Source organism: Sorangium sp. So ce363 (genome assembly GCF_051520435.1).
Lineage (GTDB): Bacteria > Myxococcota_A > Polyangia > Polyangiales > Polyangiaceae > Sorangium > Sorangium cellulosum_B.
In genome coordinates, this window is sequence record NZ_CP150333.1 from 3,891,981 (window position 1) to 3,906,730 (window position 14,750).

A 14,750-nucleotide genomic window follows, 5' to 3' on the forward strand; every position below is an offset into this window, starting at 1 on the left:
GCGGCGACGCTAGCCGTGGCAGGCGCGCGCGAAGCCGCAGCGCAGCTTGCGGCACGCCTCGACCGGGACGCCGTCGAAGCGATCCTCCGCCCTCGCCTCGGCGAAGCGCTCGGCCAGGCGGGCGAGCTCGCGCTCGAACCGCGCGTGCTCGTCGTCGGTGAGGGTCCCCATGGGGCCCGAAGCCGCGAGCCACACGGGCTCGACCTCGGCGCCGACGAAGAGCACGCCTGCGCGGACGGGGCGGTCGGGGTGGCGCCTCCTGAGCGCGAGCGCACACGCGCGCAGGCGGAGCTCGTACGGCGAGAGATCCGCCCGGGGGCGCGCGCGCTTGTACTCGACGATGTCGATGAGGCCGCCCGGGTGCAGGACGGCGAGATCGATGGCGAGCGAGAGCGCGAGCCTCGCGCCGCGCCGCCGTCCGGCGCGCTGGGGCTCGACGTCGAGCACGAGCGCCTCCTCCCGGAGGAGCGACGCCTCCTCGCCGCGCACCTGCCGCGCGTAGGGGCCGTCCAGGAAGCGCGCGACGCGCTCCGCGGTGCGCAGCACGTCGGGGCCGTGCGGCGGGAACCCCTCGAAGGCGAGGCGGGCGACGACCTCCTCGGCCTCGGTCGGCTGACCCCAGCGCGCGCGCGGCCAGCGCTGGAGCACCCGGTGCACGGCGCGGCCAGGAGGGCGAGGGTCCGCGCCGTCCTCGAGCTCGACGCGCTCCTCGCCCGGGAGCTCGGGCGGGCCCTCGACGTCGAACAGGCCGAGCTGGCCCTCGCCGGCAGGCTCGCCGATCCCGAGGAGGTGGCGCAGCCGGAAGCGGCGCGGGCACGCCTGGAACGCCGCGAGGGACGCCGCCGCGACCAGCACGGTCTGCGCGCGGGCAGGCCCCATCGCCGGCGGCGCCCGGGGGGCCGGCGCGGCGCGCGCGTACGCGTCGGTGCCAGGCGCGGGCGCCTTCGCCCCGGCGAGCAGCGAGCTGGCGTCGAGCGTCGCGCGGAGGGTGCCGGCGAGCGTGGAGGCCTCGATGCCGAGGTCCGCCGCGGTGATGCGGGGCTCGGCGTCGACCGCGGCCGCGGCCCGGGGCTCGGCGTCGACCGCCGCCTTCAGCGTGAGCCACGCCGAGCCGCTCCGCGGCTTCGCCTCGGCGCCGACGAGCACGAGCTCGCGGCGGGCGCGCGTGATCGCGACGTACGTGAGCCGCTGCCGCTCGGCGCGCTCCCGCGCCCGCACCTCGGCGCGCGCCGCCTGGAGCGCGGGCGTGCTGACGGGCAACGACGGCCCGCGCGCCGACGCCTCGGCCTCGTGCAGCGAGCCGGTCCGCGACCGCCCGTCGATGACCCGCGCGTAGTGGCGCACGAGCAGGGCGGCAGGCCGGTCCCCGGCGGCGGGGACGTAGCTCAGGCCAGGCTGAGCCGCGCGGGGCTCCGCGTTGAGATCCAGGAGCACGACGGCCGGGAAATCGAGCCCCTTGCTGGCGTGGATCGTCGTGAGCCGCACGGCGTCGTCCTCGGGCGAGAAGACAGCGGCCTCGGGCTCGTCCGCCTCGTCGCGGATGCGGCGGTCGAGCCAGCGGACGAAGCTCGCGAGCGAGCCGCCCCGGCGGCGGGCGATGGAGACCAGGCGATCGACGTTGCCGAGGCGGGCCTGGGCGCGAGGGAGCGCCGCGAGGACGCGGTCGAGATCGAAGGCGGTGACCGCGGCGCGGATCGCCTCGCCAGGCGTCGAGCGGAGCGCCGCGCGGCGCAGGCCGGCATAGCGGGCGCGGAACGCCTCGAGCCGCTCGCGATCCCCCGCGGGGAGGCGCGAGAGGACGGGGAGCGGGCGCCCGTCGTCGAGCTCGGCGTCGTCCGGGGAGGGCGACCAGACCCCCTGCGCCAGCGCGGCGGCGGGCCAGCGGCCGAGCAACGGGACCGCGAGGCCGCGGCCAGGAGGCGCGAGGAGCGCGAGCGACGTGTCGGAGAGCGCGACCACCGGGCCGCGGAGGACGGTCGCCAGGGCCAGGCGATCGCGCGGATCGAGCAGGAGGCGGAGGATCGCGGCCAGATCGCGGACCTCGGCCGCGTCGAAGAGCGCGCGGCCGGCCACCACGTACGGGATCTCGAGGCGCGCGAGCGCCAGCTCGACGAGCGGGATCGTGCTCCTCCGACGGGTGAGCACGGCGACGTCGCGGAAGCGCAGATCGCCGGTCGCGGCGCCGGCGCGGTCCGTGGCGCCGTCGCCGCCAGCGGCGCCGGCGACGCCCGCGCCGCGGACGCGCCGCGCGATGTACGCGGCCGCGATCAGCGCCTCGCGCAGCTGTCCGCGCGCGTCCCGGACGAGGGCGTCGACCCCGTCCGGAGCGCCGCCGCCGTCGCTGACGAGCACGACGTCCGTCGGGCCCTCCGCGGCCCTGCCCGGCGCCGCGACGAGGTGCTCGGCCGCGCTGTAGGCGATCTCGAACTCGCGCGGCGAGGCCGGGGGCGCGCCCGCGTCGCCGTCGCCCGCGCCGCGATCCTGGGCGAAATCGCGCGCGGAGAAGGCGTTGATGAACGCGAGCAGCTCGGGCGTCGACCGGCGGCTCTCGCGGAGCGCGACGAAATCGGCGCTCGGGTTCGGCGACCAGAGCGCGGCCGCGAGCTCGAGCGCGCGGCCCGCGGCGGCGCCGGCGAGCTCCGCGCAGACGCGGCAGAAGATGGAGACGTCGGCCCCGCGGAACCCGTAGATGGACTGCTTGCGATCACCGACGAGGAACAGGCCATGACCGGACAGGCCGGCCGCCGTCGGGGCCACGCCGGCCGGGCGCGAGAGGGCGGCGTCGTCCCGCTCGCGCAGGAGGTACACGAGATCGCGCTGCACCGCGCTCGTGTCCTGGAACTCGTCGACGAGCAGCACGTCGACCGAGCCGCGGACCGCCGCGCCGATCGCCGGATCGTCCCGCAGGCCGTCGCGGGCGGCGCGCAGGAGATCCCCGAACCCGAGGCCGCCCTCGGTGCGGCGGATCGCCGAGAGCCGCTCGCGGATCTCCTCCAGCAGCTCGACGATCCGCGCCTCGCGGCGCGACAGCGCCGGGGCCTCGCGGAGGAAGCCGAGCAGCTGCTGCGCCTTGTCGCGGTGGGTCTCGCCCGGCAGCGCCTCGCGGAAGGCGATGAGGGCCTCGTCGGCCGGCGTGGACTTGCTCTTGTGCGGCTTGCGCTGCGTGAGGAGCTCGATGAGCGGGGCGCTCGCCGCGCTCGCGGGGAAGGGCGCGCCGCCGTCCTCGCGGCCGAGCGCCGCCACGAGCGCCGCCGCCGGCGCGCGGAAGGCGGCGCTGCCGAGCGCGGCGCTCTCGGCGGCGAGGCGGCGGAGCTCCCGCGCGAGCGCGCCGGCCTCGGCGGCGTGGTCGGACACGGCGAGCCGGCGCGGCGCGAGGCCGTCCTCGTCGAGCCGGTCGAGCAGCCGCGTGACCTCGCTCCGCGCGGCCTCGACGCCGCCCGTCGCGGCGATGAGCGCGCGCGCGGCCTCGGCGCGCTCGCCCCCCTCGGCGAGCGCGCGGCTCAGCGCCTCGTCGACCGCGAGGTCGCTGAGCGCCTGCGCCTCCTCCTCGTCGAGGATCCGGGCCGAGGGCGAGAGCCCCATCGCGATCGCGTGCCGGTCCACGATCTGCTTGGCGACGCCGTGGAGCGTGTCGATGCGCGCGGCTGGGAGGCGGGCGAGCGCCTCCTCCGCGCGCTTGCGCAGCTCGGCGACGGGCAGCGACGCGCCGCCGCCCGCGCCAGCGAGGCCGGCGACGGCCGCCTGCCGCGCCCGGAGGATGTCGGCGAAGGGGATGTCCGCCTCGCCGTTCCAGCGGGCGATCTCGCGGAGCGAGCGCTCGACGCGGTGGGCGATCTCCCGCGCCGCGGCGCGCGAGAACGTCGTCGCGACGATGCGGTCCGGCGGCACAGGCGGCGCGGCGGACGCTGCGTCGGGCAGGCCGAGGGAGGTGAGGCCGAGCGTGAGCAGCACGTAGAGCGCCGTGAGGCGGTGGGTCTTGCCGGTGCCGGCGCTCGCGGCGACCACGACGTTGCGGCGGAAGGCGTAGATGAGCGCGTCGCCCTCGGCGAGCTCCGCGCCGCGCGGGGCGTCGCTCACGCGACCTCCTCCGCGGCCTCGTCGCTCGGCACGACCGCGGGGCGGCGGCACACGTCGCGCGCGTCGCACCGCGCGCACATCGTCGAGAGCGTCGGCCGCGGCGCGGCCTTGCCCTCCCAGAGCGCGACGACCGCGGCCCGCGCCGTGCGCGCGGCCTCGGCCCAGCCCTCGGCGAGCGCGCGCTGGTCCTCGGCCGTGCGCGGCCACAGCTCGATCAGCCCGCGCTGGCGCACGCCGATGTAGACGGCCCGCACCTCCTCCGCGCCCAGCGCGCGCGCCGCGATGGCGCTGTACAGCGGCAGCTGGAGCGCCCGCCGCCGCTCCTTGGCGTCGGGGAGCTTGCCGGTCTTGTAGTCGACGACCCGAACGACGCGCTGGTCGGTCGATCGATCGAGCCTGTCGATCTGGCCGTCGACCCACAGGCTCGGGCCGCCCTCCTCGTCGGACAGCGGGGGGAGCTCGAGCGGCTGCCAGGGGGGCGGCTCTCCGGCGCCGAAGCGCCGCTCGGCCAGGAAGAAGTGGAGCTCCGGCGACGCGTCCTCCCCGTCGAGGGTGCGGGCCACGACCTCCATCACGTCCGCGATCGCCTTCTCGACCGCCTCGCGGCGGAGCGGGGCCATGGGCGCCGAGGCGCCGAGCGCCGCCTCGGCCGCGGCGCGCGCCGCCGCGAGCTGCTCGGCCGGATCGCGCTCCGGGCCGAGCTCGCGCAGCGCCTCGAACGAGGCCTGCAGGGCGCGGTGGATCAGCGTGCCGCGCTCGCGCGCGTCGGCCGACTCGGCGAGATCCTCGGCGCGGCGCACGTGCAGGACGCGGCGGGCGAACGCCGCGAAGGCGCAGCCCACGGCGCGCTCGATGTGGGTGACGGCGATCGGCCTGCCGGGGTGCGCCCCGCCGATCGCGGCCCTGAGCTGCGCGGCGAGCGCGGGATCGCGGTCGACGAGGACGCGGCCCGTGTGGAGGTCGATCGGCGCGCGCGGATCGAGGAAGAAGTCCGCGCGGGCGCGCTCGATCCGGATCCGCTCCGCGAGGTCCGCCGCCGGCCTCCCGCCGCCCGCGAGGGCGATGAGCTCCGCGTCGCGCGGGCCGAGGGGCGCCGCGTCCGGGGCGACGCGCGAGGCGGGCTCCGTCCGCTGGTGCGCGCCGGCCGCCGCGGCCGCGATGAAGAGCGGGTGCGGCTCGTTCGGCTCGCTGTCGTCCCCGCGCGTGAAGAGGAGGGCGACGCGCCGGGCGCCGGCGAGCGCCCAGCCGAGCTCCGCGCGCTGGGCCGCCTGGCGCTCGCGCCCCGTCGCGGGGCGGCTCGGCGCCGGTAGCCTCCCGCGGAGCGCCTCGCCGAGCAGCGTCTCGTCCGCGCCCGGGCTGCCGCCGTAGGCGCGCGCGTCGAGCCCGGTCACCACCACCACGTCGTGCTCGAGCGCCGTGAACCCCGCGGCGACGTCGATGCGCACCGCGCCGGCGCGGCCGGCGTCGCCGCGCGGCCCGGCGCCCTGCTCGGCCGCGGCCCGCTCGAGCTCCGCGTAGATCTCGGCCGCGGTGGCGGGGCGCTCCTCGCAGCCGAGGTCGTACGCGGCCCGCGCGAGCGCCTCGGCCTGCTCGCGGATCGCGCGCGCGGCCCGCGCGCTCTGACCCATCGCGCCCATCGCGCCCATCGCCTCGAGCGCGAGCCCGCCGCCGCTCCGCCGCTCGCCGCGCAGCGCGGCGCGGAGCTCCTCGATCCCGGGCTCGCCGAAGCCCAGCTTGTCGAGGAGCGACAGGAAGCGCCGCACGATCTCGGGCCGCGTCGTCGCCTCGCCGATCCAGCGGGCGCTGGCGAGCAGCCGCTCCAGCGCGTGCGGCATCCACGCCTCGTCGTCGCCGTCCTCGTCGCCGTCCGCGCCGCCCAGCACCGAAAGGCCCAGGGCGAGCTCCGCGTCGCTCAGCGCCTCTTGCGCGGTCGCCGGCGGCGTCCGCGCCGTCCCTGCGCGGCGGTCCGCGCGGCGGGCCGCCACGACCGAGATGAGGCCGTCGATGAGCAGCCGGCCCGTGCGATCCACCTCGACCGGCACGTCGCGCAGCCGGTGGGCGAGGTCGGTCGAGCGCCGCTCCGCCTCGGCGGCGGACGTGCGGTCCATCCAGGCGCCGGCGTGGACCCCGGGGGCGCGGAGGATCTCGATCGCCTGCTCGCGGCGCACCGGCCCGACGGCGAGGCGCAGGATGGCGAGCGCGACGCGCCCGTCGGGGCAGCTCGCGGCGGCGCGGCCGCGCGGCTCCGACGAGCGGACGCCCGCGTCGGCGAGGGCGGCGCGGAGGGGCTCGAGCGCGGCGTCGTCGAGCGCCGGCACGATGAGGGCGATCCGCTCGGGCGGGATCCCGCGGCCGAGCGCGGCGGCCACCTCGGCGGCGGCGGCGCGCGCCTCGCCCTCCGGGGTCCTCGCCGCGATGGCGGCGAGCGGCTCCGCTCCGCCATCGGGCACCCACGCGATCTCCGGCGCGTCCTCGAGCGAGGCCCAGCGCCGCTCCAGGGCGTCGGCGACCGGCGCCGCGCCGTCGTCCGGCAGCGCGGGCAGCTCGACGGTGACGCCCGCGCCGCCGCGGGCGCGGACCGCGGCGTGGAGCGCCTCGACCCAGGCGAGATCGTCGGGCTCCCAGGCCACGGCGCCGCGGATCGCGACCTTGCGCGGGAGCGGGAGCGCGGCGGACGCGCCGGCCGAGCGGAGCGCCCGCGCGAGCAGGAACCCCGCGCAGCGCGGGTCGACGAGGCGCGCTGCCCGCAGGGCGGCGTCCGCCCGATCGAGGACCTCGGCGATGGCGATCGCGTACGGGGTCCCGAGCGCCCGCAGCTCCGCCGGGGAGGTCCCTGCGCGCCGGAAGCTCCCGAGGGCGCGGTCGAGGGCGTGCGCGAGCGCGACGCGCGCGGCAGGCTCGGCCGGCTGCCGCAGCCGATCCGGCGGCAGGGCGTCGAGGGCGAGCCGGGTGGCGAGGCGGGTGGTGTGAGGGCTCGCTATGGCGGCGTCCGGCGCCAGCAGGGCGAGCGCCTCGGAGACGAAGCTCCACCGTGAGCGGATTTCCTGGTCCGCGGTGCGCGCGTCGCGCAGATCGAGAGAGGCGAGCTCGCGTTCAACGTGCCGCTCGGTCGGGACAATGAGGAGCGATGTTCTGCTCACCACCGCGAGACGGCCGAGCGCCGCTCCCGGGAAGCGCAGGCGCCCGCCACGGCAGGAGGCTGAGAGGGCGCCGGCGCATCTGAATGCACGTCCAGCAAGGGGTACCTCGGCAGACGCTTTACTTCATGCATCCGTCCCCTCGCAACCTCCGCCGGGGGCGCGCCTTGTTGAAAAAGTCTCGCGGAATGTGGGAATTCTTGTGGGGAAATCGGAATGCGTGTTGAAAAACCTGTTGGGAACCCTGGACGATCTGGGCCGTAGCCTCCGTAGATCTGCGGAATTGCACCCAGCGAGCGCGCGCCGGAGCACGCCCGGGGCGCTCCGGGGTTTTCAACAGGCTCAGCGGTGGGCGGCGGCGATCGGAGGCGACCGGGCGTCACGACGGGGGCGTGAGCCGCCTCGGTAGACCGAGCGGGGAAGGGTGGACGGAAGGAAAGAAGGGGAGGAGGGGTGGCTGGGCGCTCTGTCGCGAGGCGCCCTGTCGGTTGCGTCGGTTGCGTCGGTTGCGGGGAGAGCTAGCGGCGCGCCACGTCCTTGTCGCGGCGGACGCTTGTGTCGTCGGCCGGCGGCAGATCGGCCACGCTCGCTGGCAGCAGGGCGGGGGCCGCCGTCACGCTGCTCTGGTCGTCGCCTCGCGCGGCGGGAGCGGCGCCAGCGGACGCGGCGGCGGACGTGCTCGCTGCGGCGCCCGGCGGAACGTCGGTGGTGGCGGCGGTGGTCGCCCCAGCGCCGGGGGGCGCCTCGGACTGTGCGCGATTCCGCACCGCGGTCACCGCCTTGTCGGCCGCCTTGACGAGCTGTGTCGTCACGACCGAGGGCGGGAAAGGGAGCTTCGGGGCGACGAAGAGCTCGAGCTTCAGGATCGTGTGGTGCTCGTCGACGGCGCGGAGCCGCCAGCGGGCGCGGAAGTCGGCGACGTTGCCGCGCTTGTGGCGGCCGGAGATCACCTCGTCGGCGCCGTCCTTGGTGGGCGGCGACATGTCGGCGACCGTCCAGATGTGCGCGGCGCCGTTCAGGATCGGCACCTGGAGATAGACCTCGCTCGTGCCCTTGCGCTTCGTGAGCACGCGGCTCTGGTCGAAGGGGCCGATGAACGTCTTGTAGTTGCCGTAGGAGGTGACGATCTTCCGGACCGTCGGCAGGGGCGCTTTCACGAGGATCGCCGCGCCCCCGGTGTCGATCGCGGCGACGGGCTCGGTGGTCTTCAGCGTGTACCGGAGCGCCTTCCCGAGCGACGCGAGCTTCTCCGACTCGGCGTCGGCGGCGCGGGCTGCGCGCGGCGAGAGGGAGAGGGCGAGGACGGCGAGCGAGAAGGCGATCAAGGACAGGGACCACAGTTTCTTCATGGACTCTCCTGTTCGAGCGACGTCCGTCAGCGCGGGCTCCCCCCCACGTCGCGGACATGCGCCTCGGGCGGCGAGACCGCAGCCCCTCGCTAGATGTAACCCCGTCAGCACGCGGCCGCACGCCTGCGCACTACAGAAAACATGCTTTCTTCGGACGAGGTCGGAATTCAGCGGTCGGCGTCGGCGCGCTTGACGCTCACCGCGCGCGTTGCGCGCTGTCGTCGGTCGTGGGCGTCGTGGGCGCGGCGCTCGCGGCCTGGCCGGCAGCGTCGGCGTCGGGCTCGGACGATGCCGTGGGCGGCCGCAGGGGCCGCTCGCCTGGCTCCTCGTCGAGCGGGGCCATCTTGCAGGAGCCGTCGAACTGCACGCCGCGGTCGATGAAGATGGCGGGCGCGTGCAGGGCGCCGGTCACCTTGGATGGAGCGTAGAGCTCGATGGCATCGCGGGCGCGGATGCTCGCCTGGACCTCGCCGCCCGTGACGATGCACGTCACGACGTGGATCTCCCCGATCACGAGCGCCCCTTCGCCGATCACGAGCACGTCCTCGCCGCGGATCTCGCCGCGGAAGCTGCCGTCGATGCGCACGCGGCCCTCGAAGAAGAGCTTGCCTTCGAAGTGCGTACCGCGGCCCAGGAGGGCGTTGATCTCGGTGGGCCGGTGGCCCCCGCCGTCGTCGCCGCGGGGGCTTCCTGGGGATCGCGGCGAGAGGGGCGAATCCCTGTCGCCCGGGAAGGACATCGGCTCCATCGCCCGCTGGCTTACTTCAGGCATCGTCACATTCGCAACGGGGGTGCGCGTCAGCCCCGTAACGGGCACGCGGAGGTTGCCGTGTATGTCCAATGATTACCAATGCTTGGGCGATGTTTGCGGAAGGGTACGTTTTCTGCAGAGGGGGCGGACCGAGCAGGTGTCCCGGCGCGCTGACCGCCGGGGGGCGCGCGGAGCGTGGGCCGACGTCTGGCCGAGCGCGCGGTGGAGCGTGAGGGTCCGAGGCGACCAGGAGAGGGAGTGGAGATGACGTTCCGATCGTTGCTTGTGGCTGCCAGTGTCCTGGGCAGCATCTCGGTAGCGTCCGCGCAGACGCCGCCTGCGCCGCCGACAGCTCCGCCGGTCGATCCCACGCCGCTCCAGCCGACCGAGCAACCGGCCGCCCCGGCGCCGGCGGCGCCCGGCGCTCCCGCTGCTGCGGCTCCCGGCGCTCCTGCTGTGGCTCCCGGCGCTCCGGCTGCTGCGCCCGGCGCGCCGGCTGCTGCGCCGGCTGCCGCTCCGCCCGCGGAGCCAGCGCCCCCCGCGCAGCCTCAGCCTCCGGCGGAGCCGCCGTCACCCCCGGAGCCTCCGCGGCCGGATGCAGCGGCGGTCTCCCCGGTGGTGCAGTGGAATCAGGCCACCGCGGCGGACGCCGTGCAGGAGGAAGACGAAGAGACGAGCCTGCGCTGGCGCGGGACGAGCTTCACCTGGAACCAGGCCGGCAGCACGACCCTCTTCGGCGTCGGCGGCGAGTACACGCCCGACATCCAGGTCTACGGCTGGGATTTCACGCTGCGGCCGAGCTACTACCTGCTCGATCGCCCCAAGGAGAAGGTGTCGCTATCGGCCGAGGTCGGCTGGCTCGTCGAGCTCACGAACAGCGACACCACCGCCACGTACCGGGAGCCGCAGCTCAAGGACATGTCGCTCGGCGCCCGGTACAGCCGCGCGCTCTGGGAGAGCGGCGGCGCGAACAAAGGCGAGTACAAGACGGACGCGGCCATGCGGCTGCGCGTGACCCTGCCGACCTCGCCGCAGAGCTGGAACTCGGGCGACTACTTCACCCTGTCGGTGGGCCCGCAGGTGATCCAGAAGATCAAGTTGCTCGGTTCGAAGGCCGACGGGCTCAACCATGTGACGGCGACGCTCGGCGTGACGTACGCCCACCTGTTCTCCAGATCGATCATGCGGGTGAACCCCGACATCCGACGACTCCGGCAGAACCCGAGCGGTGAGGTCGCGCGCGACGAACAGCTGAGTGGGTATGCTCAGGTCCTCAATCGCCTGACCACGAGCCTCGATCTCGACGTGCCGCTCTACAAGGACCTCTCGCTGGGGGCGAGCTTCGGGCTGCTCAGCCGGTTCAAGCCCGAGCTCGGAGAGGGATGCGTCGAGATCAGCACCGGCTGCGCCCGGTATGGCTCCGACGGGACCACCTACCTCCCGAACACGGCGTTCGACATCAACGTCAGCTACCCGGTCTACGAGGTCGTCGACCTCACGCTCGGCTACAACAACACCACGGGGCAGCTCGGGGAGGACGGCCAGCGCAGGAACTTCTTCTACAGCCCTGACGCTCAGTTCTATCTCGACATCAACGCCAACCTCGACGTCATCTACTCGAAGGTGACCGGCCGCGGGAAGAAGGCCGAGAAGGCGGGCGCCGCCAGCGCTTCGCGCCGGCAGGCGCTCTGACGCGCGCGAGCCGTCGCGGCCCGTCAGCGGCTCGTCAGCGTCCCGTTACGCGCGCCCGCGGCTCTCGCCGGTGGTCAGCCCGCCGGCGATGAGGTGCGCGGCGCGCAGGGGCTCGGGGAGGTGGCCGTTCACCGAGAGCCGCGCGATGAGCGCGCTCGCGTCGTCCAGCGAGATCCCGGCGCGCTGCACGTACACGCCCGCGACCGGCTCCATCGGGCCGGCGCGCTGGATGAGCGCCCACTTGCGGCGCCCCCCCCGGACGCGCGAGAGCAGCGCGTCGCGGATCGCGTCGAGGTCCGGGAGGCGCCGCGCCACCACCACGACCGGCAGGGCGAGGGCGTCGTGCAGCGCCGCGAGATCGACGACGTTGAAGCCCGCCACCGCGATGCCCTGGAGCATCACCACCTGCGCCTGGGCGTAGAAGCGCGAGCCGCGGATCATCGCGGCGATCGCGGGCGTGGCGTTCCGCCCGTCGCGCCTCACGCGGGTGGAGAGGACGCCCTCGAGGCGCAGCCCCGAAAAGACGGTCCCGACGACCTGCACGTCGCCGCGGTGGTCGCGGGCGAACGGCGCGTCGTCGACGCCGATGACGTGCGAGAAGCGTGGAGCGCGGGCCGGCACACGAAGAGCTTACCGTGCTGCCGCCTTTGCCGGGCCAGGCGGTCGTGCTGTACTGCCAGGATGCGACCTTCCGGGCACCTCTCGCTGAGCCTCTCGCTGGCCCTCGGCCTCGCCTCGTCGCTGGCCCTCGCGCAGGGCGCCACCGCCCAGCCGGCCCCGAAGGCGGCCGCGGCGCCGGAGAAGGCCGCGGCCCCGCAGAAGGCGGCGGTGAACAAGCCGCGCGGCGGCAGCGCCGGCGCGCCGAAGCGCCCCGGGCGCGCGCGCAAGCCCAAGAAGGACGCGCAGGCGAGCCTCACCGGGCGGCCGGTCGCCACCTTCCCCGGCTTCCGCATGCTCCCGACCGGCGGCTCGCGCGTGTTCGTGCAGATCCACGGCGGCAAGGTCGACGTCGCCGAGTCGAAGGCCGCCGGACGCCTCGTCTACCGGCTGAAGGGCGCGGGGGCGATCCAGACGAACCGCTTCCCGCTCGTGACGTCGTTCTTCGCGACCCCGGTGACCCAGGTGCAGCTCGTCGGCCAGGGCAACGATCTCGACATGGTGATCGACCTGCGCACCCAGGCCGACGCGACCTACCGCGTGCTCGAGACCGATCAAGGGATGGTGCTCCAGGTCGACTTCCCCCCGTCCGTCCCCGAGCAGCGCTCCGCGGCGCCGGCCGAGGGAGCGCGCAAGCGCTCGGAGCGCCGCACGATCTCGCAGGACCCCGGGAGCGACGAGGAGAGCTCGGATCTCTAGAGCTCCGGCTGGCCGCGGCGGGGGCCCGGGCCGCGGCCGAGCTCACCGCTGGAGGGCAACTAGATGGCGACCGCCTCCCGCCGGGCCTTCTCCCCGGGCGGGCCCGCGTCCGCCGCCGAGGCCGACTCGCTCATCGCCGCCGCGGCGAACGTGACGAGGACCATCCACAGGAGATCGGCGAGCAGGAGGTGGACGAGCTGCATCCACACCGGCGCGAGCAAGAAGAGGTTGAGGAGCCCCGCGCCGATCTGCAGCAGCACGAGCGCTCCGGTCGCCGCCGAGAGCCGCGCGACCTCGGGCGAGAGGCGCCGGGCAGCGACGGCGCCGCGGGCGAAGAGGAGGTAGACGCCCACGGCCGCCGCCACGGTCGGGTGCAGCACGCGCAGCTGCAGCAGGAAGTGCGCCGCGGGCGAGAAATCCTGCGCCAGGCCCTCGCGGAGCGACGCCGCGGCGAAGAGCGTGTCCCCGAGCGCGGCGATGGCCCCGGTCACGCCCACCGCCAGGACCCCCGCGAGCCCGGCGCCGAGCAGCGCGCCCGTCACCCCCTGGCCGCGCAAGCGCACGCGCCGGCCCCCGCGCGCCCAGTAGAGGGTGCAGGTCATGGCGCCCACCAGCAGGAACGTGTTGATGAGGTGCACCGCCATCCAGATCGCGCGGGCCGCCGACGCGTCGTGGGCGACGTACTCGAGCAGGACGATCCCGGCGCCGACCGCCGCCTCGGTGATCATGAACAGCATCGACGCGGCCGCGCCGCCGCGCACGGGGTGGCCCGACGGATACGCGACGAAGGCCCAGACGAGCTGCAGGGCGACGAGCAGGAACGCGACGCCCGAGGTGGCGCGGTGCGTGAACTCGATGAAGGTCGCCGCGCTCGGAGCGCGTGGGATGACGTCGCCATTGCACGTCGGCCAGTGGCTGCCGCAGCCGGCCCCCGAGCCGGTCGCGCGCACGAACGCGCCCCACAGGATCACGCCGAGCGTGAAGGCCAGCGCGAGCGCCGCGAGCTTCCAGAACCGCGCCTGAGTCATGCCGGGTCCTTACCGCGAAACCAGCGCGACGGCAGCCCGCGCGAGATCGGCGATGCAGGGGCGACTTGCCCGGGCAACCCCTGCGATTGCCTTCGTGATTGCGCGCGACCGCGCGCGACCTTCGGCGAGGCGGCGTCCGCCGCAGCGCGATCTCGTTGCGCCCGGCCCCGGCTGAAGGGAGGATGTGCCGGTGCCGAACAGCGACGAACTCCGAAGCGCTCCGCTCTCCGCGCCGATCGAGCTCCCGAGCGGTCGACCGGCCAGGATCGTCGTCGCGGACGACGACCGCCTCGCGCGCCAGATGCTGGTGAGCATCCTCCAGAAGGCGGGCTTCCAGGTCGAGGCGGTCGACGACGGTCAGGAGGCGATCGAGCTGATCGGGCGGGGAGGGGTCGATCTCGTGCTCCTCGACATCGTGATGCCCCGGCTCACCGGCCTCGAGGCGTGCAGGCTGCTCAAGAGCATGACCTCCGAGTCGTTCCTCCCCGTCGTGCTGGTCACCGTGAAGAGCGACACGGCGAACCGGGTCGAGGGGCTCAAGATCGGCGCCGACGACTACGTCTGCAAGCCGTTCGAGGAGGAGGAGCTCCTCGCGCGGGTCGGCGCGATGCTCCGGATCAAGCGGCTGCACGACCAGGTCGCGGCGCAGCGCGCCTACCTGGAGCAGCTCTCCATCCACGACGAGATGACGGGGCTCTACAACTACCGTTACCTCTTCACGCGGCTCAACGAGGAGTTCAAGCGCGCGGAGCGCTACCACGAGCCGTTCGCCTGCGTGCTCGTCGACATCGATCGGCTGAAGGCGATGAACGAGACCGGGGGGCGCACGCTCGGCGATGCCGTGATCCGGCGCGTGGCCGATGGGATACGCCGCTCCGTCCGGGAGGTGGACGTGGTCGCGCGCTACGGCGGCGAGGAGTTCCTCATCGTCCTGCCGAGCACCCACTTCGCCGGGTCGCTGACGGTGGCCGAGCGGATCTGGCGCGAGGCCGCCGGCAACCCGGTCGAGTTCGGCGGAGAGGCGAGGCCGTGCAGCGTATCGATCGGCGTCGCGCTCTATCCCTCGCGCGACGTCCGCTCCAAGGACGGGCTGATCCGCGCCGCCGAGAGCGCGCTCAACCAGGCGAAGCGCGAGGGCGGCAACCGGATCTGCGTCTTCCAGCAGCACGGCCAGATCTACACGCCGGCGGCGAGCGGCGAGCCGCAGTCCTCGCCGCCGCCAGGGAAGCTCCGCCGCTCCAGCGATCCCGCCTTCGCCGCGACGCACGCGGCGCACACGGCCGCGGACGAGCCGAGGGAGCCGCAGACGCGCCGGGGCACCGACCTCCCGCCCTTCGCCTCACGCAAGCCGCTGTAGCCC

The 14,750-nt window shown here is 75.2% G+C and carries 9 protein-coding genes; 3 read left to right on the top strand and 6 right to left on the bottom strand.

The window, feature by feature from the left end:
- Positions 1–9 precede the first annotated feature (9 nt).
- From WMF12_RS14905 to WMF12_RS14920, 4 genes are all read right to left on the bottom strand, one after another.
- Positions 10–4,077, bottom strand: a complete 4,068-nt coding sequence (locus tag WMF12_RS14905) for a UvrD-helicase domain-containing protein (RefSeq protein ID WP_437872186.1) — start codon at positions 4,075–4,077, stop codon at positions 10–12.
- Positions 4,074–7,217: a PD-(D/E)XK nuclease family protein gene (locus WMF12_RS14910; protein WP_437872187.1), complete on the bottom strand. Its 3,144-nt coding sequence runs from the start codon at positions 7,215–7,217 to the stop codon at positions 4,074–4,076. Before WMF12_RS14910 ends, WMF12_RS14905 begins: the two co-directional genes overlap by 4 nt.
- Before the next feature lie 515 nt (positions 7,218–7,732).
- Positions 7,733–8,563 carry an SRPBCC family protein gene (locus tag WMF12_RS14915; protein ID WP_437872188.1) on the bottom strand — a complete coding sequence of 277 codons (831 nt, stop codon included), beginning with the start codon at positions 8,561–8,563 and terminating at the stop codon, positions 7,733–7,735.
- A 196-nt stretch (positions 8,564–8,759) separates the two neighbouring features.
- Positions 8,760–9,335, bottom strand: a complete 576-nt coding sequence (locus WMF12_RS14920) for a bactofilin family protein (RefSeq protein ID WP_437872191.1) — start codon at positions 9,333–9,335, stop codon at positions 8,760–8,762.
- 243 nt (positions 9,336–9,578) lie between these two features.
- Between WMF12_RS14920 and WMF12_RS14925 the strand changes: the two genes are divergently transcribed.
- The gene (locus tag WMF12_RS14925) at positions 9,579–11,006 is read left to right on the top strand and encodes a hypothetical protein (RefSeq protein ID WP_437872193.1); all 1,428 of its coding nucleotides are present in this window, start codon (positions 9,579–9,581) and stop codon (positions 11,004–11,006) included.
- A 45-nt stretch (positions 11,007–11,051) separates the two neighbouring features.
- Here WMF12_RS14925 and WMF12_RS14930 read toward each other — a convergent pair whose 3' ends face one another.
- A complete protein-coding gene (locus WMF12_RS14930) occupies positions 11,052–11,627 on the bottom strand; it encodes a DUF99 family protein (RefSeq protein ID WP_437746333.1) in 576 nt (191 codons plus the stop codon).
- Between the two features lie 60 nt (positions 11,628–11,687).
- On the opposite strand from WMF12_RS14930, the gene WMF12_RS14935 reads away from it, so the two are divergent.
- Positions 11,688–12,362, top strand: a complete 675-nt coding sequence (locus WMF12_RS14935; RefSeq protein WP_437872195.1) for a hypothetical protein — start codon at positions 11,688–11,690, stop codon at positions 12,360–12,362.
- Between the two features lie 59 nt (positions 12,363–12,421).
- Here the strand turns inward: WMF12_RS14935 and WMF12_RS14940 are convergent, their stop codons facing one another.
- Entirely contained in the window at positions 12,422–13,390 is a 969-nt protein-coding gene (locus WMF12_RS14940) for a COX15/CtaA family protein (protein WP_437872197.1), read from the bottom strand.
- A gap of 190 nt (positions 13,391–13,580) precedes the next feature.
- On the opposite strand from WMF12_RS14940, the gene WMF12_RS14945 reads away from it, so the two are divergent.
- Positions 13,581–14,747 (top strand): diguanylate cyclase, encoded by a 1,167-nt coding sequence (locus WMF12_RS14945; RefSeq protein ID WP_437872200.1) that lies wholly within the window; start codon positions 13,581–13,583, stop codon positions 14,745–14,747.
- The last annotated feature ends 3 nt before the right edge of the window (positions 14,748–14,750 follow it).